At 59.5% G+C, this 25,662-nt stretch carries 20 protein-coding genes and 1 pseudogene; 16 read left to right on the forward strand and 5 right to left on the reverse strand.

Features of this window, described 5'->3' with window-relative positions:
• The 3 genes from NZ740_08550 to NZ740_08560 form a co-directional block, all read left to right on the forward strand.
• Positions 1 to 727, forward strand: a 727-nt coding sequence (locus tag NZ740_08550) for a hypothetical protein (GenBank protein MCS6772058.1), incomplete at its 5' end; no start/stop codon positions are given.
• A 711-nt stretch (positions 728 to 1,438) separates the two neighbouring features.
• Positions 1,439 to 3,562: a C25 family cysteine peptidase gene (locus NZ740_08555; protein MCS6772059.1), complete on the forward strand. Its 2,124-nt coding sequence runs from the start codon at positions 1,439 to 1,441 to the stop codon at positions 3,560 to 3,562.
• Complete coding sequence (locus NZ740_08560; protein MCS6772060.1) at positions 3,559 to 4,359, forward strand: hypothetical protein; 801 nt, start codon at positions 3,559 to 3,561, stop codon at positions 4,357 to 4,359. Before NZ740_08555 ends, NZ740_08560 begins: the two co-directional genes overlap by 4 nt.
• A gap of 44 nt (positions 4,360 to 4,403) precedes the next feature.
• On the opposite strand, the gene NZ740_08565 is transcribed toward NZ740_08560, so the two are convergent.
• Entirely contained in the window at positions 4,404 to 5,456 is a 1,053-nt protein-coding gene (locus NZ740_08565; protein MCS6772061.1) for a nucleotidyltransferase family protein, read from the reverse strand.
• 130 nt (positions 5,457 to 5,586) lie between these two features.
• On the opposite strand from NZ740_08565, the gene icd reads away from it, so the two are divergent.
• The 3 genes and pseudogenes from icd to rfaD all read left to right on the forward strand — a co-directional run bounded on the left by icd (position 5,587) and on the right by rfaD (position 8,306).
• The gene (icd, locus tag NZ740_08570) at positions 5,587 to 6,834 is read left to right on the forward strand and encodes an NADP-dependent isocitrate dehydrogenase (GenBank protein ID MCS6772062.1); all 1,248 of its coding nucleotides are present in this window, start codon (positions 5,587 to 5,589) and stop codon (positions 6,832 to 6,834) included.
• Between the two features lie 69 nt (positions 6,835 to 6,903).
• Positions 6,904 to 7,344: pseudogene (gene rfaE2, locus NZ740_08575) on the forward strand (D-glycero-beta-D-manno-heptose 1-phosphate adenylyltransferase).
• On the forward strand, positions 7,341 to 8,306 hold the full coding sequence (gene rfaD / locus NZ740_08580; GenBank protein MCS6772063.1) for an ADP-glyceromanno-heptose 6-epimerase: 966 nt from the start codon (positions 7,341 to 7,343) through the stop codon (positions 8,304 to 8,306). Before rfaE2 ends, rfaD begins: the two are co-directional and overlap by 4 nt.
• Here the strand turns inward: rfaD and purE are convergent.
• Positions 8,269 to 8,790 carry a 5-(carboxyamino)imidazole ribonucleotide mutase gene (gene purE, locus NZ740_08585; GenBank protein ID MCS6772064.1) on the reverse strand — a complete coding sequence of 174 codons (522 nt, stop codon included), beginning with the start codon at positions 8,788 to 8,790 and terminating at the stop codon, positions 8,269 to 8,271. The two genes, rfaD and purE, sit on opposite strands and share 38 nt — an antisense overlap.
• Before the next feature lie 32 nt (positions 8,791 to 8,822).
• A complete protein-coding gene (locus NZ740_08590; GenBank protein ID MCS6772065.1) occupies positions 8,823 to 9,959 on the reverse strand; it encodes a 5-(carboxyamino)imidazole ribonucleotide synthase in 1,137 nt (378 codons plus the stop codon).
• Between the two features lie 115 nt (positions 9,960 to 10,074).
• Here NZ740_08590 and metH point away from each other — a divergent pair, with 115 nt between their 5' ends.
• Positions 10,075 to 13,788: a methionine synthase gene (gene metH, locus NZ740_08595; protein ID MCS6772066.1), complete on the forward strand. Its 3,714-nt coding sequence runs from the start codon at positions 10,075 to 10,077 to the stop codon at positions 13,786 to 13,788.
• A gap of 16 nt (positions 13,789 to 13,804) precedes the next feature.
• On the opposite strand, the gene NZ740_08600 is transcribed toward metH, so the two are convergent.
• Together NZ740_08600 and NZ740_08605 are read right to left on the reverse strand one after the other, a co-directional pair.
• Entirely contained in the window at positions 13,805 to 15,055 is a 1,251-nt protein-coding gene (locus NZ740_08600) for a hypothetical protein (protein MCS6772067.1), read from the reverse strand.
• Positions 15,045 to 15,623, reverse strand: coding sequence for an RNA polymerase sigma factor (locus tag NZ740_08605; GenBank protein MCS6772068.1), 579 nt, complete (start codon positions 15,621 to 15,623; stop codon positions 15,045 to 15,047). Before NZ740_08605 ends, NZ740_08600 begins: the two co-directional genes overlap by 11 nt.
• A 94-nt stretch (positions 15,624 to 15,717) precedes the next feature.
• Here NZ740_08605 and NZ740_08610 point away from each other — a divergent pair, with 94 nt between their 5' ends.
• The 9 genes from NZ740_08610 (at position 15,718) to NZ740_08650 (ending at position 25,555) form a co-directional block, all read left to right on the forward strand.
• Positions 15,718 to 16,350, forward strand: coding sequence for a hypothetical protein (locus tag NZ740_08610; protein MCS6772069.1), 633 nt, complete (start codon positions 15,718 to 15,720; stop codon positions 16,348 to 16,350).
• Between the two features lie 30 nt (positions 16,351 to 16,380).
• On the forward strand, positions 16,381 to 18,471 hold the full coding sequence (locus NZ740_08615; protein MCS6772070.1) for a TonB-dependent receptor: 2,091 nt from the start codon (positions 16,381 to 16,383) through the stop codon (positions 18,469 to 18,471).
• A gap of 173 nt (positions 18,472 to 18,644) precedes the next feature.
• Entirely contained in the window at positions 18,645 to 19,430 is a 786-nt protein-coding gene (locus NZ740_08620) for an ABC transporter permease (GenBank protein MCS6772071.1), read from the forward strand.
• Complete coding sequence (locus NZ740_08625) at positions 19,427 to 20,116, forward strand: hypothetical protein (GenBank protein MCS6772072.1); 690 nt, start codon at positions 19,427 to 19,429, stop codon at positions 20,114 to 20,116. The genes NZ740_08620 and NZ740_08625 overlap by 4 nt, the downstream gene beginning before the upstream one ends.
• Positions 20,116 to 21,003, forward strand: coding sequence for an MlaD family protein (locus tag NZ740_08630; protein ID MCS6772073.1), 888 nt, complete (start codon positions 20,116 to 20,118; stop codon positions 21,001 to 21,003). The genes NZ740_08625 and NZ740_08630 overlap by 1 nt, the downstream gene beginning before the upstream one ends.
• Positions 21,003 to 21,929, forward strand: a complete 927-nt coding sequence (locus tag NZ740_08635; GenBank protein MCS6772074.1) for a tetratricopeptide repeat protein — start codon at positions 21,003 to 21,005, stop codon at positions 21,927 to 21,929. The genes NZ740_08630 and NZ740_08635 overlap by 1 nt, the downstream gene beginning before the upstream one ends.
• 59 nt (positions 21,930 to 21,988) lie before the next feature.
• A complete protein-coding gene (locus NZ740_08640) occupies positions 21,989 to 22,456 on the forward strand; it encodes an SH3 domain-containing protein (GenBank protein ID MCS6772075.1) in 468 nt (155 codons plus the stop codon).
• On the forward strand, positions 22,453 to 23,355 hold the full coding sequence (locus NZ740_08645) for a M48 family metalloprotease (protein MCS6772076.1): 903 nt from the start codon (positions 22,453 to 22,455) through the stop codon (positions 23,353 to 23,355). The genes NZ740_08640 and NZ740_08645 overlap by 4 nt, the downstream gene beginning before the upstream one ends.
• 55 nt (positions 23,356 to 23,410) lie before the next feature.
• Positions 23,411 to 25,555 carry an adenylate/guanylate cyclase domain-containing protein gene (locus tag NZ740_08650; GenBank protein MCS6772077.1) on the forward strand — a complete coding sequence of 715 codons (2,145 nt, stop codon included), beginning with the start codon at positions 23,411 to 23,413 and terminating at the stop codon, positions 25,553 to 25,555.
• The last annotated feature ends 107 nt before the right edge of the window (positions 25,556 to 25,662 follow it).

A 25,662-nucleotide genomic window follows, 5' to 3' on the forward strand; every position in this document is an offset into this window, starting at 1 on the left:
ACAAGGTACCGGAGATGGAGCCTCCTACGAATGGCTTGATTCCAGCGCAGGCGATGGGGAGTTGTTCTACTGGCTTGAGGATGTCAGTTGGAGCTTCCGAAGCGAATACCACGGTCCGTTTGCTGTGGAAGAGGTGAAAGAAGAGGAAGATTCGGAGACTGTACTCGCTCGATTCGAAGTCGATGCCGTGTCAGCCGGCCTTTACAGGATTAGTGCGAATTCGCTGGCGAAGTCCGGGCTTGGACAAATTGATGCAAACCGCCTTGCCATTAAAGTGGGAACGAATGAAGCCGCGCTACTGCTTATCCCATCAGAAGAAACACTGCAACCCGGGGATTCCATCCTGTTCTTCCTTCCTGAAACATCGGAGGAGCGAACGACCGCTGAAATCGTGTTGAAAGAAAATCCGAAACGGATGGGATGGGCCTACGCGGCGCCTCAACCGGACGGCGCCCTTTGGACTGGTGTGGTTAGAACTGACGGCACTCTTCCTTTTGAGGTGACCGCCGATTGGCAGCGATATTTGCTGATGGGCTTCAACAAGTCCGGGACCATTGTGCTGGATATTTCAGATCCTTGGGCGCCACTGGTCCTGTTCGACTACGCATCTCTTGAAATCCCCGGGCAATTGGGCATTTACCTGTCGTACTTCGTGGAGCATTCAGCCGATTGCCTGGCGATTCAAGTTGATGCAATACGCGAAATTTCAGAGATCCGTGCGCCGTAGCGCATTTCTCGCGTGTATCGGATTCTGGGTTTCGTCGGCAGCTTTGGGGTTTTGTCAAATTCTCATTGCGGAGGGGCCCGCGAAATGTGGCGACATAACGAAAATTATCGCTCAAGCGCCCACGCACCGATCGGGCCTCTCCGCGGACAGTCCTGATGGGCTCTCCGATCAGATATTCTATCCGGCCGAACCTGGTCGGCCCCGATTACCGTTTTTTGCCCGGCTGATTCCTCTTCCGGGCTTGTGCCGACCCAAATTGCAATTGATTAGAGGACTAATTAGCGAAACCAATGCTCCTCCAGTGCAACCCGTCCCGCCTCGGATTCCTCGCAGCGCGGAAGAAGAACCATCGGCGCTAGCTGAAAACGAAATTTCGCTCGTCGGATCCGTTTATCGTACAGATTCCTTCTGGCCCGTCTCGCCGCTGTCTATTCGTCTGCTGGCCCAAGGGACCCAGTGGTGGGCTCGAATTGAATTTTATCCCCATCAGTACAATCCCGTCAGGGGTATCATAATCGTGAATCGTCTTCTCGAATACGAAGTGTTGTGGGAATCGCCGAATTGAGAATGGCTGTTGCACGAAGAATACAGTTGAGTGGGTTCTCGAACCTTTGCCATGACCCATGGGCTCGTCGTCTCCTTGCAGGATTCGCCACGCTCCTGTTCCTTGGAATGATGTCGGTCGCGCGGGGCGATAACCTTTTGCCTCCCATGACAAATGGATCGCCCCAGGAATTCGCGGTCCGGCGGGCGGGAGCCGATTGGTCGGCAGACCGGCGAATTGAAGTTTCGCGGGAAGGTTTGTTTCGTATTTCCTACTCCGCGCTCGCTGCCGCCGGAATCACGAACCCGATTGGTTCACAGCTGCGCCTGTTCTGCCGCACCCAGGAAATTGCTCTGGCTGTATCAAGTTCGGGTCCATGGACCACGAATGATCATGCTGTCTTTTTCGGGCGCCCCCACATCAACGAATGGACTTCGACCAATGTTTATTGGCTGGCGGTCGGCGGTTCGGGTCTGCGGATGTTGAGCCGAAATGTCGCCCCCCAACATGGCTGGCCCGAACGAACCTCGCATTGGCGCACCGTGATTACAGACGAGAACCGGTTGTTTGTCCCGTCCTATCGTCCCCAAGATCCCTCCTTCGACCATTGGATGGCCTATCTGCTTACCAATACGCCCTACACGACCGTCACTGCGTCAACACCCGCCCGGATCCTCGCGTCAACCGCGCTCGTTACTTTTGCGTTCTGGGGCCGCACGGCCACCTCTAATGACACCCGGATTTCGATCAATGACGTTTGGGTCCATACAGCCCGGCATTCGGGGGCCAATCTATATCTCACCAATCTATACGTTCCCGCACATGTACTGAATGACGGCGTCAATACGCTTCGTTTCGAGCAGATTTATGCCGGCCCACACCAAGCCTGGCTTGACTGGTTTTCGTTCACATATGAGGCGAGCAATCGACCCTTCGACGGCGCTCTGGGCCTTTTTGGTGTCGCCGGTTCCAATACGTATCGAATCATCGGTTGGAACACCAATCATATGCCTTGGCTGCTGGATGTCTCTAATCCCGCGGAACCCGTCATCCTTACCAATTACCTGCTGACGGGAGTGGGCGTTACGGGGTCTGTTGTGTGGTCGGACGCCGCGTCCGGCAGCAACCGCTACTGGGTGGCCGCTCCTCATGCTATAGAGGATGTGGCCATCTCCCAACCGGTGTATTTTCAAAATCTTGGCGACACCCATCGAACCGCCAACTACCTGATCATCGCGCACCCCTCGCTCGCCACCGGAGCTTACGCCCTTGCGAGGCATCGGTCCCGCGACGGGCTGCGGACCTTGCTTGTGCCGATAGATGGCGTGTACAACGAGTTCAGCTACGGCATCAAAGACGCCCGTGCGATCAAACAATTTCTGGGGTATGCCTTTCATCATTGGGCCGCTCCCCCGAAATACGCGCTCCTGGTTGGCGATGGGTCTTTTGACCCTAAGAATTACCTTGGCCTTCCGAACCCCATCGATCTGGTGCCGGTCTGGATGTTGCCCGCCCCGTTTGACCGCTGCGCCCAGGACGGTGCGTTCGCCTGCGTGAATGGAGCGGACCTGCTACGCGATATTCAAATCGGGCGCCTTCCGGCGACCAATCATGCGAACGTAACTGCCGCCGTGGCCCGTATCATCGGTTTCGAGAATTCTCCGACAGGTAGTTCCTGGCGATTCCAGGCGCTCGCCGTTGCTGACCTCAACAAGCCCTTTCCGGAAGATTTCCAAACCGCAAGCGACACTTTCGTCGTCACCAATCTCCTCCATGCGGGCGTTCCAACCGTTTGGCGCGCGTATGAGGGAAGCAACTCGGCGGTCACACGAGCGATGATCACCAACACTATCAACGCGGTTCCCGGGACAGGTCCCGTTTTCTCGGTCAGCTATTTCGGCCACGGCTCTCCGACGCTCTGGAACGCCGGCGCGTTCAGCACCACGCACGTTCAGCAACTCAACAACTCGGTGTGGCCAGTCGTTAGCGTGTTCACCTGCGACAACGGCGACTTCGCCAACCCGCGCCTGGATTCCATGGCTGAGATCTTTTTGCGACGTCCACAACGCGGCGCCTCCGCCTTTTTCGGCCCCTCTGCTCTCAGCGTCCAGGAGGCCGCCAAGCGGCTTGCTGATGGCTTCTTCAAACATCTTACAAACGCAGCGCCCCGCAAGAGGCTGGGCGACATGGTCGACCGCGGGATGCTTGAACTCACCCTTTTCTCGCCGGATTCGGAAGAACACCTTTTTTACCATATCTTGGGCGATCCCGCCCAGGTGGTGAAACCGTGATCAGCGCTCGGGGACAGAACGGCTCTGGCCGGCGGGTACTCTGCGGTGCGTTTGCTGTCTTTTCGGCCTTGGCGCGATTGGCAATTGCGGATGATGTTGGAGACACGGCCGGTGCGGCGGAAGCGCTCCATACCGGCACGGTGGTCCGGGCGATTAATCCGCGCCACGACCGAGATGTGTTTCGCTGGACCGCCCTCCCGTACACGACAAATTCAATCACCGTGTCGACAGGCAGCATCTGGGATGTCGAGGTCGACCTCCTGGCGCCGTCAGGGGTCGCCATTCTCAGTTATACCAACACCGCCGCCGGGCTTCCGGTTACAGTCACCGTCATCAGCACAACCGTGGCGCGTCGATGCTATCTCCGCATCGGCAGCCTTGCGGAGTTCACCACCGGAAGCTACTCCATCGCGTACTCGCGTTCTTTTACTGATGCGGATGCCGACGGCCTTCCCGACGGCTGGGAGCTTGCCCATTTCGCATCCCTTACGAATGCATCCGCGTCCGGCGATGCGGATGGGGATGGTATGCCGGATTCGGCCGAGTGGCTCGCTGGCACGCATCCCGGCGATTCGACCTCTCAATTGCGCATCACGCAGATTCAGGTGGTTACCAACTGGCTCCATATTAGCTGGACCACTCAGCCGGAGGGCTTGTATCGAATCACTCGCGCCACCTCGCCGCCGTCAAGCTGGTTGGCGGTGGCGCCTGAAATCGTGGCGGCTTCCAATTCGGCCGTGCATCCGGCAGGCCCGGCGGAAACATCGGCGGTCGTTCGCGTCGAATTGGTCTATTAACGCGCGAGGATCGTGGGCGTCGCGGCGACCGCGCTTGCTTTCGCTCAAAGCCCCGTAATGCGCCGTGCCATCCTCCAGGGATGTGCAAGCCGGTCCGCCATGGAGACCTCGTCCTTTCCAAGGAAACGCGCCAGCTCGTCCTTTGATGGAAAGAAAAGAGCGGGCAAATCCACCAAACGTGCCGGACGCCATACCGAGGATGTGGGTTGCAGCCAACGAGGTGTTCGGATCGCCATTTTTCGAAGCCAACGGTTAGACCCGCCGGACGGGACAAGTTCCAGCCGGAGGGCATCTGATGCAGCGCCAGCCCGGCTCTCCGGCAAGAAACGTTCGACCAGTCGCAGGGCGACTATGACGGGCCTTGCAAGATTCCAAGCAGCGATCTGCTCCCGACAACGAATCCAATCAATCGCCTCTTCGTCCTGTTCTAGCAGCAGGGCAATATCCAGCCACCAGACGAGCCGGTTCCCGCTTTCCGGCGATAGGAACCATTCGTCCGGCAACCGCATTTCGAGGGCGGTTTCATTCAGAAATCCATGCTTCTGCGCGTGCACGCAGAGATAAAGCAGCAGGTCGGTTGCCGACAAGCGGGGAAGCCCTGCTTCACCATCCACAAGTCGCTCAATTCCTGCATCGTCCGGAAGCCGGTAAAAATTCGCCTGATCCACCCACCGCACGTGCAGTTCGAGGGGCAGAGGCGCACCGACTGGCCGACATACGGCATGAAAGTGATGGATTGGCATTCGCGGGGGCGGCTCCCATCCGCATTCCCGGGCAACATTCAGAGCATCCGGCAAACGAGTCCGCTCGACCCAAACATCGAGGTCTGAATACGGCCGAGTGGCGCGATCTTTGTACAGGAGCTCCTGAAGAATCGGTCCCTTCAGGAAAAAATGCCGAATCCCGCAGCTAGAGAGGGCTTTCGAGAATCGCCGTGCGGCGTCGAGTGCGGCTCCATGCCGCGCTGCTCGGAGGGCCGCCGTTGCCGGGTCAAACGGGAAAATTTTGGAAAGCTCTTGAAGAGTCAGACGCGCAAGATTCTGCCGCAGCAAAGGGAGGATGAGCCGCTCGTGCTCTGGCGGAATCCAGAGATCCATGCTGGTGTTTTTACAGAGCATGGAAAACTAAAAAAGAATTTTTCCAGAGCATGGAACTTTTCGGAAAAGTTTTTACAGACGATGGAAATTTCGCAAAAAAGGGGGGCGTTCGTCATCTTTGGAGGTCCTGATGGCATACACGCACATTCAAATTCCGGCGGGTGGCAGCAAAATCACGATGGGTCCGAATGGAAAGTTGATCGTTCCCGACCGCCCGATCATTCCCTACATCGAGGGAGATGGCACCGGCCCCGATATCTGGCGCGCGGCGGTCCGGGTCCTCGATGCCGCTGTCGAAAAGGCGTATGGGGGATCTCGGAAAATCGTCTGGATGGAGGTTTTCGCCGGTGAAAAGTGCTTCCAGCGCTTCAACACGTGGCTGCTCGACGAGACCGTCGACGCGTTCAAGGAATTTCTTGTCGGCATCAAAGGACCGTTGACGACGCCTGTGGGCGGGGGGATCCGTTCGCTCAATGTCGCCTTGCGAAAACTCTTGGACCTCTACGTCTGCTTGCGGCCGGTGCGCTGGTTCAACGGGGTCCCTTCGCCGGTCAAGCGGCCGCAGGATGTCGACATGGTGATCTTTCGGGAAAACACTGAGGACATCTACACGGGCATCGAGTTCGAGGCGGGATCGGAGGAAAACCGGAAATTCAGGGAGCTTTTGAGGCAGTCCTTTCCGAAGGAGTATGAGAAAATTCGTTTCCCTGAGTCTTCCGGATTCAGCATCAAGCCCGTTTCGCGGGAAGGCTCGGAACGACTGATCCGCGCCGCAATACGCTACGCGATCGAGAATGGCCGCAAGAGCGTGACTCTCGTGCACAAGGGTAACATCATGAAGCACACCGAGGGTGCGTTCATGAAATGGGGATATGAGCTCGCGAAACGCGAATTCGGCGCGGTCGAGATTGACGGCGGGCCTTGGTGCAAGTTGCCCAACGGCATCGTAGTCAAGGATGTTATCGCGGACATCTGTTTCCAGCAGACGCTCACGCGAGCGACGGATTTCGATGTGATTGCGACCATGAACCTCAACGGCGACTACCTTTCCGACGCGCTTGCCGCGCAGGTGGGCGGCATCGGCATCGCGCCAGGCGGGAACATCAATTACGAAAGCGGTCATGCGATCTTCGAGGCCACGCATGGCACGGCGCCAAAGTATGCCAACCAGGACCGGGTCAATCCGGGCTCCGTGATCCTTTCCGGCGAGATGATGTTGCGCTACATGGGGTGGAAGGAGGCCGCCGACCGGATCCTCAAGGGGATGGACGGGGCGATCGGCGCTCGGCGCGTCACATATGATTTTGCGCGGCTGATGGAGGGGGCCGTGGAAATCAAGTGCTCGGAGTTCGGTGACGCTGTCATCTCGCATATGTAACAGGGAGAACGCGTGGCCGAATCAATCGATACCCGTCGCAAAATCCTCACGCGCGCCCAAATGAGGCGGGAGCGCGCCCGGCTCCGCGCGGAGGGCAAAACCCTCGTCTTCACGAACGGCACCTTTGACATCCTTCATGCCGGCCACGTCACCTACCTCGAATTCGCGCGGTCCCAGGGCGATGCACTGTGTGTGGGATTGAATTCGGATGCCTCGGTCAGGCGATACAAGGGCGAGCTCCGGCCAATCAACCCTCAGCGCGATCGCGCCCGCGTGCTGGCCGCTCTACAGTGTGTCGACTATGTGGTGATTTTTGGCGAAGATGAGCCGAAGCGCCTGATCGGCGAGCTGGTTCCCGACGTACTGGTGAAGGGCGCGGACTGGGCGCACTACGTCAGCGGGCGCGAGATCGTCGAGCAGGCGGGCGGCCGGGTCGTGCTCGCTCGCATGCTGAAGGGCCGCTCGACGTCCAACGTCATCAAACGCATACTCGGGGCCTATCGGATATGAGCGCAAGCGTTATTGTCACCGGCGGCGCCGGCTTCATCGGCAGCAATATAGTGGCCGCGCTGAACGCGCGCGGGGAGGACAAGATCCTTGTGGTTGATCTTCTGGGGCGCGATGAGAAATGGAAGAATCTCGTCGGCCTTTTCTTCGAGGATTATCTCGAGGCGCCCGAGTTCCGCCGCGCGCTTCTGGCCGGCGCCCTGCCGCCGGTGCGGACGGTCTTTCACATGGGCGCCTGCAGCTCGACCACGGAAAAGGACGCCTCATACCTCATCGACAACAACTACCGGTTCACCCGCGAACTGTGCGACTGGTGCCTGAAGACCGGCGCCCGTTTCATCTATGCCTCCAGCGGCGCAACCTACGGAGACGGATCCCTCGGCTACTCCGATGACGACGCGGTGACGCCAACGCTTCGTCCATTGAACATGTATGGCTACTCCAAGCATCTGTTTGATCTGTGGGCCTTGCGGAGTGGCGCGCTCCGCCGGATCGTAGGGCTGAAGTTTTTCAACGTCTATGGTCCGCGCGAGGAGCACAAAGGGGATATGAGATCCGTCGTCAGCAAAGCCTACAGCCAGATCATGCACGACGGCGTTGTTCGCCTCTTTAGGTCCTACCATCCGGCCTACAGGGATGGGGAGCAGGTTCGCGATTTTATTTATGTGCGCGATGCCGTGGCTGTCAGCCTGTGGTTTGCAGAAAACCCCGGGGTCAACGGCCTTTTCAACGTCGGCACCGGCGTGGCGCGCACGTGGCTCGACCTCGCGAGGGCCGTCTTTGCCGCGATGGACCGGGAACCGGCGATTGAATTTATTGACATGCCGGAATCGCTGCGCGGTAAATATCAATATCGGACTGAGGCGGACATTTCGAAATTGCGCCGCGCCGGTTATTCCGCGCCCATAACATCCCTCGAAGAGGGTGTCAGGGACTACGTTCGGAACTGGCTGATGAAGCGCTGAGCCGCAGGTTCTTCGCGCGAGACTCGGCTGCCATCCTGCGCTTGAAAGCCGCAAGCTTCTTCGAAAGGGGCTCATCAAACGCGGCGAGGATCGACACCGCTAGGAGACCCGCATTCCGACCGTTCCCGATGGCCACTGTTGCGACGGGCACACCGGCGGGCATCTGCGCGATTGATAGTAGCGAATCGAGTCCCTTGAGGGCTTTCGATTCAATCGGCACGCCGATCACCGGAAGGGTGGTGTGGCTGGCTGTCATCCCGGGCAGATGCGCCGCCCCGCCGGCTCCGGCGATGATGACCTTCAGGCCGCGTCGAGCCGCCGATTTGGCATATCTCGACATGTCATCCGGAGTTCGGTGCGCTGAGACGATCTTCATTTCGTAGGGAACGCCGAATTCGTCTAGGACCTCTGCAGCCTTTTGCATGGTGGGCAGGTCCGAATCGCTACCCATGATGATTCCGACAACCGGTTTAATGTGATCCATTCGAGTTCCTCCGCGACGCTGCTCCGCACCCGTCATCCGAACCGAATCTGAGAGGCCGCACGAAGGGCCGTGGCCAGCGCCGCGTGAGGATCAGCGCCGAGCGCAGTCACATGTCCCATTTTCCGGCCTTTTGCGCTGCGGTCTTTGCCATAGATGTGGACATAGACTCCCGGCACGGCTAAGGCCTCCACCAGGCCAGAAGGCCAGCCGGGACCATCGCCTGCGCCGAGCAAATTAACCATCGCCGCAGCGGGCACACTCATGCTTGTGGAGCCGAGCGGCCAGCCCAAAATGGCGCGGATATGATTCTCGAACTGCGAACAGTAGCAGGCCTCGATCGTATAGTGGCCCGAGTTGTGAACCCGCGGCGCGAGTTCATTGATGAGAATACGGCCATCGGGCATGTAAAACATTTCGACTCCGACGCTTCCGATACCGCCAATAGCTTCCACGGCGGCAGTAGCGAGCCGCGCCGCCTCTGCCGCCTTCGACGGAGATAGGTCCGCCGGGGCGGTCACCGTGTGGCAGATATGGTCCCGCTGTACGGTATCAACGACTGGATAGGTCGCGAGCGTTCCATCGGGGGAGCGCGTGACCATCACGGCGATTTCTTTTTGGAATTGGCAAAATTGTTCCACAAAGAGGGGGCTGGAGTCGCCGCCCAATCGGGCCCATGCCATGGGGAGATCCGCCGGGGTGTTCAGGGTGGCATTCCCCTTGCCATCGTAACCGAGAGTGCGCCGCTTCAGGACTATTGGCCAGCCAAGGTGGGAGGCTGCGTCCAGCACGTCCTCGGGCGATTGGACCGGTAAGAAGGTCGGAATCGGGAGTCCCACTTGTTGAAGAGTCTGTTTTTGAGTCAGTTTGTCCTGGACGCGCGCGAGGCAGTCCGACGGAGGATAGAGGCGATGACCCTCGGCTTCCAGTTCTGCGAGTGCATCGGCATTTATAAATTCATTTTCCACGGTGATCACGTCGACGCGTGCGGCAAAGCGGATCAACGTGTCCGGGTCATTCCAGTCTCCGGATTCGGACTCCCAGCCAAGAAGAGGGGGATGTGTCGGTTTGCGCTCCAGCACGCGGACGATGCAACCCAGCCGATAGGCAGCCTGGGCCATCATTTTTGCCAGTTGCCCGCCGCCGAGAATCCCGATGATAGGTCGATCCATACCGCGATTTATGGCAGGCGTGTGGGCGGATGCAACGGCGAATCCGAAAGAAGGGCCCATCGACCTCCTGCAAGGATTGCTTGATCTATTCATTTATCCGGATAAAGTAATAAATATGGATCGCCGATCTCAGCGGATTGCGGAACTTCCGAAGCTGTTGAACGAGCGGATTTTGCTCATCGACGGCGCGATGGGCACCATGATTCAGCAGTTCAAGCTTCGGGAGGAAGAGTATCGAGGCGATCGATTCAAAGATCACCCTCATGACCTCAAGGGGAATAACGACCTCCTGGTCCTAACCCAGCCTTCCGTGATCGGCGAAATCCATCGTCGCTATCTCGAAGCGGGAGCCGACATCATCGAGACCAATACCTTCAACGCGCAGGCAATTTCGCAGGCCGACTACAAACTGGAGCACCTCGCGTATGAGCTTAATTTTGAAGCGGCCCGGCTGGCGCGTCGGATCGCAGACGAGTTCGAGCTGAGTGATTCCGGCCACGCGCGTTATGTCGCCGGCGCCATTGGTCCTACAAACCGAACCGCATCCATTTCCCCGGACGTCAACAATCCCGGATACCGGAACATCACCTTTGACCAGTTGGTGGCTGCTTATTCGGAATCCGTCCGAGGGTTGGTGGACGGCGGCGCGGATATTCTTCTGGTGGAAACCATTTTTGACACGCTCAATGCCAAGGCGGCGATATACGCGATTTTGCGGCATTTCGAAGAGACGGGAATCCGGCTTCCGATCATGATATCCGGCACGATCACCGATGCGAGCGGCCGGACGCTCACGGGCCAGACAGCGGAGGCGTTCTGGTATTCGGTCATGCACGCGGAGCCGTTGAGCATCGGATTGAATTGCGCTCTCGGCGCGAAGGAGATGCGGCCATATCTCGCGGAACTGGCGAGGATCGCCCCATGCTATGTGAGCGCGTATCCGAATGCCGGGCTGCCGAATGCGTTTGGCGGTTATGACGAGACGCCGGAGATGATGGCCAAGCACATTCGCGATTTCGCCGAAAACGGACTGGTCAACATCGTCGGCGGCTGTTGCGGGACCACGCCGGACCACATTCGCGCCTTTGCAGAAGCCGTGCGCGGCCTTCCCCCTCGCAAGCCGCCGATCGTCGAGCGGACGTTGCGCCTGAGCGGTCTGGAGCCGTTTGTCGCACGCCCAGAAATTCCGTTCATCAACGTCGGCGAACGGACCAATGTGACCGGGTCGCGCCAGTTTCTCCGACTGATCAAGGAGGAGAAATACGACGAGGCCCTCGCGATCGCGCTGCAGCAGGTCGAGAACGGCGCCCAGCTTATCGACGTCAACATGGATGAGGGCATGCTCGACGCCGTTTCCGCCATGCAGCGCTTTCTAAACCTGGCGATGGCAGAGCCGGCCATAGCGCGTGTGCCTGTCATGATCGATTCCTCGAAATTCGCGGTGATCGAGGCCGGTTTGAAATGCGTACAGGGCAAATGCGTGGTGAATTCCATTTCGCTCAAGGAGGGCGAAGCGGTTTTTCTCGAGCAGGCCCGAAAAATCCGGAAATACGGTGCGGCCGTCATCGTCATGGCCTTCGACGAGAAGGGCCAGGCGGACACTCTTCCGCGGCGGGTTGAGATCTGTGTCCGCGCGTACAGATTGTTGACCGAAAAGGCCGGATTCCCGCCGGAAGACATTATTTTTGATCCGAACGTGTTTCCCGTCGGCACCGGCCTTCCGGAGCATGCCACCTACGCGGTCGACTTCATAGAGGCGGTTCGGCAAATCAAGGCGCAATGTCCATACGCCCGCTGCAGTGGTGGCATCAGCAACCTTTCGTTTTCGTTCCGCGGCAAGGACAAGATCCGTGAGGCGATGCACTCGGTCTTTCTCTACCACGCGATACGCGCTGGGCTCGACATGGGCATTGTCAATGCGGGGCAACTTGCCGTTTATGACGAATTGGATCCTGAGCTGCGCGAACTGGTCGAGGACCTGATTCTGAATCGGCGGCCGGACGCGACGGAGCGGCTGCTCGACTATGCGGGACGCATGAGCGTTTCGGGTGGGGGGAGGGAGACCGAGGCAGCTCGTCAGGAGTGGAGGTCATGGCCGGTCGAGAAGCGGCTTGAATATGCGCTGGTCAAGGGCATCACGGATTTTATCGAACAGGATACCGAGGAGGCCCGACAAAAATATAAATCGCCGCTTGCGGTCATTGAGGGGCCCTTGATGGCCGGAATGACTGTGGTGGGGGATCTGTTTGGCACGGGCCGAATGTTTCTGCCCCAGGTGGTCAAAAGCGCGCGTGTGATGAAGAAGGCTGTCGCCTATCTTGAACCGTATTTCGAGGAAATGAAACGGGCCGGCAGCGGCGCCCCCAAGGGCCGAATACTTCTCGCGACCGTCAAAGGAGACGTACATGACATCGGAAAAAACATCGTGGGCGTCGTTTTGCAGTGCAACAACTACGAGGTCATCGATCTGGGCGTGATGCAGCCCTGCGAGCGCATTCTATCGGTCGCGCGGGAACAGCGGTGCGACATTATCGGGTTGAGCGGGCTGATCACCCCTTCGCTGGACGAAATGGTGCATGTGGCCGAAGAAATGCAGAGGGAGGCTTTTGATGTGCCGCTGTTGATCGGCGGCGCGACTACCTCGAAGGTTCATACGGCCGTCAAAATCGCGCCGCGCTATGACCATCCCGTTGTCTACGTGCCGGATGCATCGCGGGTCGTCAATGTCGTGAGTGCGCTGCTGAGCCGAGAACGGCGGTCAAGCTACGTGTCCGAAGTGAGGCGCGAATATGAGCAGATCCGGGAACAACAACTATTGCGGTCGGGATCGGACACGCTTCTGTCCCTCTCAGCGGCCCGAGAAAACGCATTTCGAATCGACTGGACGGAATACCTCCCGCCGCGTCCGTCGTTTCTAGGCGTCCGCGAGCTCCCCGATTATCCGCTGGAACGTCTTGTGGACCGGATCGACTGGACCCCCTTTTTTGCGACCTGGCAGCTCAACGGGCTGTATCCGGACATCCTGGATGACCCCAAAATCGGGCCGGAAGCCCAAAAGCTCTTTTCCGACGCGCAGAAAATGCTGGAGCGGATCATCGATGAACGATGGCTGCGGGCGGACGCGGTTTGTGGATTCTGGCCTGCGGCGCGTGTGGGTGATGATGTGGAGATTTACGCGGATGAAACGCGCTCCCAGGTCATCCACACATTTCGCTTCCTCCGCCAGCAGATGAAAAAATCCACCGACCGTCCGAATCTCTGCCTCGCGGATTTCATCGCGCCGAAAGAAACAGGGATTGCGGATTATCTCGGTCTTTTCGCGGTCACTGCGGGTCATGGAATCGAGGAGCCTCTGAGGCGTTTTGAAAGCGCTCATGATGATTATTCGGCGATTCTGTTGAAGGCGCTCGCCGACCGGCTTGCGGAGGCGTTTGCTGAGCATCTGCATGAACGAGTTCGCCGAGAATTCTGGGGCTATGCGCCCGAGGAGAACCTTTCCAACGAGGATCTGATCCGCGAGAAATACCGCGGGATTCGGCCCGCACCCGGTTACCCGGCCTGCCCAGACCACACGGAAAAGGGACCTTTGTTCGACCTGCTGCAGGCGCCGCAGAAGGCGGGGATCCGGCTGACCGAGTCGTATGCCATGGTTCCCGGTGCATCGGTCAGCGGATATTACTTTTCTCATCCGTCATCGACCTATTTCGGGATTGGGCGAATCGGCCGCGACCAGGTAGAAGATTATGCCCGCCGCAGCGGGCGGACGATTGCAGATGTCGAGCGATGGCTGGCGCCCATTCTGGGGTACGATCCGGCAGCGTATCGATGATCGCGCAGGCGTACAGCTAACGACCGTACAAGGCCAAAATGGCCATGGCGGTGCTGTAGACTCGACCGCCGGCCACAGACCAGCGGTCCAACGGGGGCCAGCTTCCGGCCTCTTGACCTTCCGCCACCTGAGCGGCCCGGATCCGCGAAGTTAGGTTGAGGAGTTCAGAGTCATTCGGTGATTCCGCGCGGAGGAGGGCGGTCTGGAAGAAGGCCCGATACAGGTCCATCGGCTTCGCCGAATCAAGGGCGTCGCGACGGACGTGGTCCAGCATGCGGGCGAGACGTTCATCAACATGGGGATCCCGCTCGAAGAAGCAAAGGGCTGCGGCTGCGGTCAGCGTTTCAGGCCCATTCGGATGATCCCCATCGCGGCGGTATCCCACACGGCCGTCAGGACCGATGGTGGATTCAAGCCACGCAAACCCTTGTTCGATAGATCTGCGAAAGTCGCCGAGATGGGCGGCTTCCGCTTCCATGAGAACCTGAAGAGCCCAAACGGTTACGCTGCTGTTCGGCGACGCTCCCGAACGTAAATAAGACCAGCCACCGTCGGCGTGCTGGTTACGCACAAGCAGATCCACGCCGCGGCGCAATGCTCGATCGACGTCGCTGCCAACTGCGAGTTCGCCTCGGGCCCTAAGCAGGGCAAGACAGGCAAGGGCGTGATTATAGATCGATCCGGTAATCTGAGGCCCGAACAACCCATCTGGCGACTGAGAGGAAGCGAGAAAAGCTAGACCTTTCAAGATTGCGCCCCGGATTTCGTCGGTCTGGTGCCCTGTCATCAGGGCCATTAGCGCCAGTGCGCTGGTTCCCACGGCATAGTTGGCCGACGCGCCGGTGCGACCCAATGACCAGCCCCCGTTCGGGTCCTGATGTCGCAGCAGCCAGGATCGGGCCCTGTCCAACTGAGCATCTAGTGGTACGGCCGTGTTGGACGTCGTCGGCGAACGGTCGGAATCACGCTGACTCTTGACCGGCGCGAAGGCGTCGGAAGCCGACGCGATCTCAACGGTTTGAGAGTACCGAATATCCCAAATCACCAGCAGTGCGGAAAGCACGGCCAGAGGAAGGCAAACGGCGATTGACCGCTGGAATATCCGTCGGGCGCGAATTCGGGCAAGAATTCGCGGCGCGAGATCGGGCGTGGGCGCGGCAGGGTGGCGGCGAAGCGACGCCAGAACATCGCCGAACTCGCACTCCAGTTCGGAGACTGTATCCGAAGCGTTTCGGGCTTCAGACTTCGATGAGGCGTCACGAGCCATGGAGCTTCTCCCCCCGATGTGTCGCGCGCAGTGCCGCTCGGATTCGGCTTAGAGCGATGGATACGCGCGACTTAACGGTCCCCACTGGCACACCCAGGATTTCAGCCGCCTCGTGATACGCCATGCCCTGATAAACGACGAGCACGACGGCTTCCCGATGGTCGGGTGAAAGCAGTCCAAGAAGCGAATCGGCATCCATGGAAACCGGAGGCCGATTCGCCGAGGCACAGTCGATTTCATTGAATTCAGGTGCGGCGCGCATCAATAGGCGCGCGAAGCGAGACTGCCGGCGAACGTGATCCAACCAGACGTGGTGGCCGAGCGTGTGAAGATAGGTAGTGAAACGGGCGAGAGGCTTTGCCCGTTTGCGATGGCGGTACAGTCTCAAAAACGTCTCTTGCACGAGATCCTCCGCATGATGTTTAGCGCCGGAGCGGAGGAAAAAGTTCAGCAACTTTTGCTGGTGACGCTCCACGAGCCGAGCGAAGGCGTCGTCATTTCCGCGAGCCGATTCAAAGAGTAGCGCCCAATCCTCCTGGGAATCCGGGCTCGCGCGCTCATCAGACATGGTCCAAGGGATACCTGCGATGTGTTCTCGTCATCAATCGGAAAAATTGCTTGAGGATGAACTCCGCATTGCGATGCGCCGTTTAAGGCTGTAGATGACTCGCCTGGACCAGTCCATTCTGCCAACTGTGCGATCGGTGGCCATCTCCACCGGCCTTCACTCATTGATCCTGGTCCTTGTATTGCATGCGCCAAGGACCGCGCCGACGGCGGATTACCCACAACGAGAAGTCGAAGTTTTCTTGCGAGACGTTGAAGCCTTGGAACTGCAGGAGATCGCAGAATTTCAGATGCAGCCCTGGGAACCTCCTGACATGGCGATGGAACCTTTTGAAGAGTTCATCATGGAGCCGGCTCCATCCGAGCTGGCGTACGATCTGAATCCTCTGCAGTCGGATCCCTTTGCGGATTCGCAGCCGCTAGTTGATTCCTTGCCCTCGGAAACGGAGAGGCATATCGATTCCGTCGCGCAGACGTTTTGGATGAAGATTCGGGCGAGACTGGAGCGCGAGCTGCTGAGGTTGCGCCCAATCGATGGATCCACGAGCATCACGGTCCGAATCCTAGCGCTGGAGGACAAACTTATCCCCTTGGCGCCGCCTACCGAATCTGAAGATCCGCGTGTCCGTTGGGTGCGCGAGGCTGTCGAACGGGTCGTACTTGCGGCCGCTTCACCGCCCGTTCAGGCGGCGGGCACCAAAATTCGAATCGATGTGAGAGTTGAATAAACCACTAGAGAAAGCAGATCGGAGTAGCAAATGAAACAACTGATCCAACGTAGAATGATTCTGGCTGCGATCGTTTCCCTGCCGCTCGGCGCGAGCGCCGAAACTGTGGAGCTTCCGGAGATTGTTGTGACGCCACTCCGAACTCCGGTTCCGGCCGCGGAGGCTCCCGCTAGCGTATACACAATAACCTCCGACGATCTGTCCGACCTTGCGCCTCGTACAACGCCGGAGGCGCTCCGTCGCGTCCCATCGGTCATGGTCCAAAAGACGGCATACGGCCAAGGTTCGCCGTATCTGAGGGGCTTCACCGGCTTCCGGACCCTCGGATTAATCGACGGCATTCGCCTCAACAACAGCGTATTTCGTGAAGGGCCCAACCAATATTGGGCGACCATCGACCCTTTTTCCGTGGATCGCTATGAGGTCGTTCTGGGCCCCGCCTCCGTGCTGTACGGAAGTGATGCGATCGGCGGAGCCATGAACGCAATTCCCCCGGATGTTCCGGATTGGGATGGGAGGGCCGATTGGGAACACACCGTAAAATATCGCGGCGCCACAGCAGATCAGTCCCACCAGGCCCGTTTCCAGACAGGCGCGCGCCTTACAGAGTCGTTCGGTCTTCGTGCTGGATACTCATGGAAAACGTTTGATGATCTCCGCGGGGGGCGAGAAGTCGGCAAACAGCCGGAAACCGGGTACAACGAAATGGCATGGGATGCTCGAGCCAGCTACTTCTGGCAAAACGGCGCCTCGCTGACGCTCGGCCATCAACATCTGACTCAGGACGATGCCTGGCGAACCCATCGCACCATCTATGGAATCGAGTGGGAGGGCACGGTCAAAGGCGATGATCTCCGGCATGTCTTTGATCAGGATCGCACGCTGACCTATTTGCGCCTGGCTCACTCGGAAAGAGACGGCGCGGTTGACGCCTACACATTGACCCTTTCGCGCCACAAACAGGGTGAAGACCTCGATCGTCTGAGAGGGAATGGGCGGAGAGAATTTCAGGGCTTCGACGTGGAAACCTGGGGTGCAGCCCTGACGCTTGAGAGCGAAAGCGCCATCGGCCGTTGGGTGTATGGAGCCGATGTTTATCGCGATCTTGTGAATTCCTATTCGATCCGCATCGATCCGGGCGCCGCGCCGGTGAGGGGGAAACAGGGCCCTGTTGCGGATAACGCGACCTATGACCTGCTGGGAGCTTTCGTCCAAAACACGCTGAACGGTACCGCAGGAATCGAAATCACTCCCGGGGTGCGCTACACCCATGCGCATCTCGATGCGGAGAAGGTAGACAAGCGGCCCGATGGAATTTCCGGCAACTGGGATGCGGTCGTCGGCTCCTTGCGGGCGCTGATCCCATTCAGTGAGGATCGCTCCCACAATGTTTATGCCGGCATCTCCCAGGGATTCCGCGCACCCAATCTCTCCGACCTGACGCGGCTCGATTCCGCTCGAAGCAAGGAAATCGAAACACCCGTGGACGACTTGAAGCCGGAGCGCTTTATCACCGCTGACGCAGGGTGGAGGCGGGCGACTGACCGGTGGAAAGCAGGAATCGCTTATTTCCACACATGGATCGAAGACCTGATTGTGCGCACGCCGACCGGCGAGATCGTGGACGGCTTGATGGAGGTTACAAAGAAAAATTCGAGCGAGGGGTACGTCCACGGCATCGAACTGCTCGGCGAGACGCTCCTGGGCGAAGACTGGCGAATTCGCGGCATGGCGACATGGATGGAAGGGGAGGCGGATGGGTATCCGACATCAGAACCTGTGATTGTGCGCGAACCGCTGAGCCGCGTCATGCCTCTGACAGGGCGCCTCGCCCTTCGTTGGCAGCCGGTCGGTCAGTCATTCTGGGCGGAAGCGGAAGTTGAAGCGGCGGAGAAAGCCGATCGATTGTCATCGGGCGATAAACGCGACACGCAGCGCATTCCGCCGGATGGGACGCCCGGCTACGTGGTCGGCCACTTGCGAGGCGGCTATTCGTTCGCAAGTGGATTGTCCGTGACGCTCGCGCTCGAAAACGTTTCGGACGAGGACTACCGCATCCATGGATCAGGCTTGAACGAACCGGGGCGCCAACTAGTGCTCGCCGCGCAGTACACCTTCTAGTCCGCTTTTCCAAGCCTCGGCTGCGAGGGTCCGGACGGATTCGCCATAGTTCCAGTTCGGAAGGGCCGAGTCCTGGACCCTTCGTTCTGGCTGTTACGGTCCTGACTCATTTCGCCCGACGCCGCGCCGGATAATCGTTGCGCGACAGCCTGACCCGCACCATAGTGCAGGCCATGTGGCTTCGTACATTCGGCGAGTCCATCGTAGGCCGCTTCAACCGGTGGGCCCACGTGGTCTCTATTGCGGTCGCCGCGATCGCCGCGGCTTTAAGGCCCCGATATTGGCCACAGCCGGTCCGCGATGTGCTGGCGAGGCAGATTCTTTTTACAGGGTTTGAAGCGATACGCTTTGTGTCGATGATCGCGATTTTGGTCGGGTTGGCCGTGGTTCTGCAAGCGCAGCTTGCGCTGTCAAAACTCGGGCAGTCGGGCCTGCTCGGTCCCATCTTGGTGATGGTCCTTATCCGGGAGGCGGGACCGCTCCTCACCAATTTTGTGGTCATCGGGCGAAGTGGAACCGCTATGACGACCGAGTTGGCGAATATGAAGGTGAATGGCGAGGTGCAACTGCTGGACGCACAGGGGCTGGACCCGTTCATCTACCTTGTCATGCCGCGCGTGCTGGGGGCGGCCATTTCCATTTTTTGTCTGACTATCATTTTCATCGCGGTCTCGTTCGCCAGCGGGTTTCTCGCGGGACTTCTACTCGGCGCGAACACCGGCTATCCCAACCTGTTCATTCGGAGTGTATTCAGCGCCATCACTCCTGCGGATGTGGTGAACCTGATTCTAAAATCAGTGGTTCCTGGCCTCTTGACCGGCGCAATCTGCTGCTCGGAGGGATTAAGCGTTGGGCAGGCATTTACGGAGGTTCCGCAAGCGGCCACGCGCGCGGTGGTCCGTTCCACAGCGACCTTGTTCCTCACGTCGGCGGTCGTATCGCTCGCGACCTACCTATGAGCGCGATTCTCGAGATCCAAGAGGTGACCTTTCCGAAAGAGCCACCTTACGATTGCGGGCTCAGCGGGGTGTCGATCGAAATTCGGGAGGGAGAGATCGCTCTCGTGGAACTGCCCGTGGGCGTCGCGCTCACACCGCTCGCGGACGCGGCAGAAGGGCTGATCGAGCCGGCAGAAGGGCGGGTCCTCTTCGAGGAGAAGGACTGGCGCGAGCGATCTCCGGACCTGGCCGCCACGGCGCGCGGTCGCATTGGGCGTGTGTTCGAGAGGGCGGGCTGGCTCAGCAACCTCGACCTTGACGAGAACATCACACTGGCAGGCCGCTACCATTCTCGCGAGACGTTCAGCGCCCTGATGGAGAAAGCCGAGGCGCTGGCCGCCGAATTGAAGGTCGGTATGATCCCGCAGGGAAGGCCGGCGCGGATGAACCGCGAAACTCTCCTCAAAGCGCAGTGGATACGTGCCCTTTTGGGAAGTCCGAGGCTACTTCTGTTGGAGCGGCCCGTGCGAGATCTTCCCGCAGAGGAGGCGGCGCCCTTTGTGGACGCCGTGCGGCGGCGCTGCGAACAGCACGGCCTTGCCGTGCTGTGGATCACGGATTCACATGAACGTCTGGATGCTTGCGCGTTGCGGGCTGACCGAAAATATGCGATTCAACAGGAGAAATTAGTCATAGCGCCCGTTTGATGAGTAAGCCGTTCAAATTTCGATATGTAAACGAAATCGTTGGCGGGTTTGTCATCGCCATCGCGCTCGCGCTGGTGGTGGGCATCATCCTTGCCGGCCGCGCCCAAGACTGGTTTGAGCCTATTTATGAAATTCGTTTGGAGTTCCCAGAGGAGGGTTCGTTGGGCCTTCAACAAGGGGCGGATGTGCAAATTTTAGGCGCCTCCGCCGGCCGGGTCGGGAAAATCCGCGTGCAGGATGACGGATCAATGTACACGACGTTAGAGATCAAAAGCGAATTCATCCGGTTTATCCGCACCGACTCCAAAGCGATTGTGAAGAAGAAATTCGGCATCGCCGGCGATGCTTTTGTCGAAATCACGCAGGGACGCGGGGCTCCCTTGGGGGAAGAGGCGGTTCTTCAGGCGATTCGCGACACGGAGATCACGGAGCTTGCCCGTGAGATTCTCAAGGAAGTCCAGAATGCCGTGCTGCCTCTGCTGGAGGAATACAGACGCCTCGCCGCGGACCTGCGCGACGCGGAGAAGCCGCTGATGCAAGCGCTGGCCAACATTGAACGCATCACCCGCGGCCTGGCCGAGGGCGAGGGAACGGCCGGCCAGCTATTGCGCGATCCAAAAACCGCTCAGGAAATCGAGGCAATGCTCGCCGACATTCGATCCATCCTCGAAGACATCAAGGAAACCACTGCGCGCCTGCCGCCAATGGCGGCGACCGTAAAACAGGAGGTTGACGCGCTCCCCGGCACGGTGGTTCAGGCGCAGGAGACTCTACGGGAGTCTGAAAGACTCATTGAGGGCATTCAGCGGCACTGGTTGATCCGCAAGTATGTGCCTCCAACGGTCGTTCCGGACATGATCCCTCCAGATCGGGCGGGAGGGCCCTGATGCGGTCCGGATTCATTTGCGCTCTGATGGCCTTGCTGGCTTTCGCTGCGGCGGGATGCGGCTCGCCACCGAAGCGACCTGCGCCTGCGGATCCCTTGTTGGTTCAATTGGCGACCTCGGGCGGGTCCGCCTATGCACTGAACAGCTTCGACCGCGCCGCCCGATTCTATCGGCTCGCTCTTCAGCGCGCGCGTGCGCTGGACGACGCCACCGAAATCGGAAAACAGGCGTATAATTTGGCCGCGGCGCTCTTTATGTCCGGCAAACCGGCGGAGGCGCTGCCTTATTTGGAGGAAGCGGAAACCGCCTTCGCCGCCATCCGCGAGGACACGGGCCCCATTCTGCTTCTAAAGGCCAGGGCGCTCCGCTCCGCCGGTGGGACGAACGAAGCTCTTTCGGTCCTACAGCGCGTCGTCGAGCTCGATACGCCTCGTGATGTCCAGGCGCAAGGTTGGCTCCTCTTCGGACATATCATGTTGGATGCGGGTCAGGGCGACGAGGCGGAGAAGGCACTGCGGCGCGCACGTTCCGTCGCATCCGATGATCCTGTGCTTCGTGCGGGCATCGCTGGCCTGGAGGCGCGTCTAGCCGTCCTCGGAGGCAACCCCGGCTTGGCCGCTGAAAAATTCGATACGGAAGCGGCCGCTTTTCAAGAAGCCGGGCGCTACAGGGACATGGCGGATTCCTTACTGCGGGCGGGTTCTGCGTATGCGGAAGCAAAATTGTTCGAACGGGCTGGCGATCGATTTTATCGCGCGGCTCGGAGTTTCTATGGGCAGGGCGATACCGCCCGTGCCCTGGAGGCGATCGAGCGTGCGCTGGCCGCGGCCGATCGAGCGCCCGAGGCGGGATGGTCGAAAGCGTTGGCTGCGCTCTTCAATGAAATTCGCGCCAACCCGGCGGCCGAACCTTCATCGACTGAATAGGATTGGACAGCACGTCGTCTAATCGGCAAATATTTATTGCAATCAGGAGGACAGGCCAGATGAAAAAAACGATCGTCATGGCTCTTTTATCTGCGCTTGGGGCCGCGACCGCCCTGGCCCAGGAGACCCTGTACATCGGCGTGCAATCCGCGCCGCTGCGCGCGAATCCGGCCCCCTTTGCTCCCATCGTCGGCAAGCTGTCATATGGAGAAGCCGTGATCGTGTTGGCGCGTCAGCCCGGATGGCTGCAGGTCCGTTCCGCCGGAGGCATTTCGGGGTGGGCGAATCAGTCCCTATTCCAACGCGAACGCGTCACGCTTACCGCCGGAACGACCGACGCGCGAACCGGAGCCACAGCCCGCGAACAGGCGGCTGCTGCAAAGGGGTTCTCGCCACAGGTTGAGTCGCAGTATCGCAACCAGAATCCGGATCTCTCAGCCGCCTACGAAATCATTGATCGGATGGAGGCATCGCGTTTGCCGGATTCCGAAGTGGAGGCCTTTCTGAAGAAGGGAGGTTTGCTGTGAATCAAATCCGTTCGCTTCGGTTTATGATTCCGGCCCTCCTGATGCTCGGGCTCGTCCTTTCCTCAGGTTGCGCGACCGTCGCGGAAGTGGGAGTAGCCACCGGCGTCATCACGCCCGAACAGGGGGAAACACTGTCGAGGACGTTTCAGGATTTCACGCCGGAGAATGAGTACTATCTGGGACGGGCGGTTGGCGCCACAATCCTGCAGCGCTACCCAGCATATGAAAACGAGGCCGCCTCGCGTTATGTGCGGTTGGTTGGACAGGCTTGTGCGGCTGCCTCGGATATGCCCACGACCTTCCGCGGCTATTCGTTCCTCATCCTCGATTCTGATGAAATCAATGCGTTTGCCGCGCCGGGAGGCTTCATTTTCGTCACGCGAGGCATGCTTCGTTTGTGCCGCAGTGAAGACGAGCTAGCGGCCGTGTTGGCGCATGAGGTCGCCCATGTCCAGTTGCGGCATGGCGTTAATGCCATCAGCGGCGCCCGAAAATTGGAAGCGTTGAGTTTGCTTGCCGAAGTCGGGATTCGACGATTCGGCAGCGACGAGGCGGTACAAACTCTGGATCAGCTCAACAAGCTTACCGAAATCTTCGGCGGGAGTGTCGCCGACGTGGTCAACACACTGGTTCTCAAGGGCTATTCGCGCGAACAGGAATACGAGGCAGATCGCGTTGCCGCGACGATACTCGATCGGCTCGGATACGATCCCTCGGCGTTGACGCGAGTGCTGCAGAGGATGGATCAGCAGGTGGTCCGCGGAGGCCCGGGCTTTGGCAGCACGCATCCTCCAGCCTCTGAGCGCGCGCAGGAGGTTTCAAAGCGGATCGTTCCGCGCCGACTGCCAGCGGAAGCCGCCCGTACGAAGCGCTTCGAAGAGGCCATGCGCGGGATCTAGAGTCGCCGGGCCCGCCGCGCTTCGTTCCTTTTGTTCGCCAAGGCCCTCCCCAGTCGTGAATTTTCAGCCTGCCTCTAAGCAAGCTCGCATCTCGATTGGCGCTGCAATCGGTTTGCTCGCGGGCCTCGCATTCTCGATTGCCGGCAGGCAAGGTCTCCTTGATGACTGGGAACATTCATCGTGGGGAATTCGCGTCCGCGCATTGGCACGTCCCTCGCCGGCGAGCGAACAAATTAAGCTGATCCTCATCGATCAGGCCAGCCTCGACTGGGCTTCGTCCGAAAACCAGCTTTCGTGGCCGTGGATGCGCCAGGCGTACATTCCGATCCTAGAATTCTGCCGCCGCGCCGGCGCGCGCGTCGTGGTCCTCGATATGTTGTACACCGAACCTTCCATGTACGGCGTGGAAGACGATGAGCTGTTCGGTCAGACCCTTGCAACGGTGCCCGGTTCGATTGTCGCCGTCTTTTCGGGCGAGCAGGCCGTGCAAACGCGCGTTTGGCCGGAAGACACGCCTGAACCCCCGTGGAAAATCGCGGGTCTGGACGCCTGGCTGACGCCCGATCGCCGATCGGCGCTGCAAGACCCGGGCGCGGCATTTCCTGTCGGCCCCGTCCGGACCAACGCTGCCGCTCTCGGGGCCGTCCGTCTTGATCCAGATTCGGACGGCGTGTTTCGTCGAATCGCTCCGTTTCGACTGTTCGATGGGCGGATAGTTCCGACACTGGGGTTAGCCGCCTATCTGATTGGCCGTGCCGGCGCCGATGTTCAGCCGCTCGCAATCGAAGATCGGGCGCTTTATGCCGGAAAAACAAGGATGCCGATCGATCGGAAGGGACGGGTCATCCTGCGATACCGAGGGCCAAGCGGAACCCACCGGGCATACTCCGCAGCGGCCGTGATCCAGTCCGAACTGCGCTTGCAAGCGGGGGAGTCGCCGACGATTGATCCGGAGGTTTTTCGCGATTCCTACGTGTTCGTCGGCGCGAGCGCGCCAGGGCTCAAAGACCTCAAGCCGACGCCGGTGGGCGGTGACTATCCGGGAGTGGAAATTCACGCGACGCTTCTGGACAACCTGCTTGAGGCCGACCTGATGCGCGATGTGCCGGTTATCGCCGTGGTCTTCTTTTCGATGTTTCTCGCCTCGGCCGCCGGTGCCTCCATCGCTGCCGCGAGCGGCTGGCTGAAGAGCGCCGTGATTTTTGCGGCCTTTTTGCCGATTCCCTCCGTGTTGGGCGCGCTCGCGTATGCCGAGGGGTGGTGGCTGCCGGTCGCGGTTCCGACAGCCGCGGCGGCGACGGCCCTCGTCGGTGGCGTGATTCTCAACTACGCCACCGAGGGGCGCCAGAAACGGTTCATTAAATCTGCATTCAAGCAGTACCTTGGCGAAGCTGTGATCGACCAGATTATTGCTGACCCCTCGAAGCTGCGGCTCGGCGGGGAACGCCGCGAATTGACGATGTTTTTCTCGGACCTGGAGAAATTTTCTAGCTTTTCCGAAAAACTCGAGCCGCCGCAGCTCATCGATCTCCTGAATGCCTACCTGACCGACATGGGACGGGTGCTCATGGAAGAGGGGGGATACATCGACAAATACATCGGCGACGCCATCGTCGCCTTCTGGAATGCGCCGCTGTCGCAGCCCGATCACGCTGCGCGCGCCCTGCGCGCCGCGATCCGTTGCCAGGCCCTGCTTCGCGAAAAACAGGCCCTCTTTTCCGCGATGGCAGCGGGAATGCCCGTTCGCATGCGCATCGGGCTGAACACTGGCGAAGTGGTGGTCGGCAACATGGGATCCCAAGACCGATTCAACTACACGATGCTGGGCGACGCTGCGAACCTCGCGTCGCGCCTTGAAGGGGCAAACAAGGCCTTCGGCACGTTCATCTTGGCGGCCGAATCCACATGGACCGCCGCAAATAACTCGGTGTTTGGCCGTGAGGTGGGCCTCATTCGAGTGGTCGGCCGGGCGAGGCCGGTGCGCGTGTTTGAGCCCATGGCGCTTGACCGCAACGGATTGCCGCCATGGCTTCCCGATTATGAGGCGGGACTGCGGGCGGTCGTCGAGAAACGCTGGCAGGACGCGCTGACCCTCATGGAGGCCATCCCTCAAGACCCCGTCGCGCGCGCCTACTCAATGAAGCTGCGCGAGCTGCGCGGAGCCGACTGGGACGGCATATGGAATCTGACCGAGAAATGAATTTCGATCCGCTGCCCATGAATCTGTTTTTCCACGTCAAGCCCGCGCGACATCCGACCGCACTTGTGAATTTCCATGCGATGGAAATTTTTCGAAAAAAATTTCCA

It is taken from the genome of Kiritimatiellia bacterium (assembly GCA_025054615.1).
In the GTDB taxonomy this organism is placed as follows: domain Bacteria; phylum Verrucomicrobiota; class Kiritimatiellia; order CAIVKH01; family CAIVKH01; genus JANWZO01.